The sequence below is a fragment of the Bacillus sp. 05T31 genome, assembly GCF_056396725.1.
Genome location: NZ_JBFTMA010001335.1, coordinates 1 through 501 on the forward strand (window position 1 = coordinate 1; position 501 = coordinate 501).

Annotated in this window: 1 pseudogene; it reads left to right on the top strand. The window is 32.3% G+C overall.

The features are described 5' to 3' along the window. Positions 1 to 420, top strand: a pseudogene (locus tag AC1DJR_RS33195) (hypothetical protein); the annotation flags it as partial. Positions 421 to 501 lie beyond the last annotated feature (81 nt).

A 501-nucleotide genomic window follows, 5' to 3' on the forward strand; every position in this document is an offset into this window, starting at 1 on the left:
ACAGAAAAGAACCAAAAAGCAGAGACAGAAAAAAATCAAAAGGCAGTAACAGAAAAGAACCAAAAAGCAGAGACAGAAAAAAATCAAAAGGCAGTAACAGAAAAGAACCAAAAAACAGAGACAGAAAAGAATCAGAAGGTAGTAACAGAAAAGAACCAAAAAGTAGAGACAGAAAAGAATCAAAAGGTAGAGACAGGAAAGAATCAAGATGCATTTACTTTTGAGAAAGCTAAAGAATATATCAAAAAAGAATATAAAGAAGAATATAATTACACGCTAGAGGATACGCAAGTAGAAAATGGAAAGAAATATTATCAAATTAGAGTGCGTACGACATATAAAATAGAAGGTGCAGCTGGATCAGGATTTACTGGAGTATTCAAGGTGTTCGAAGATGGTACAATTGTTGAAATGCACTAAATTGATGAAAAAGGTATTCTCAAAGTATTTGAGGGTACCTTTTTAGCATAAAAAAAAGCATCTAGCAAAAGTACTAGATGC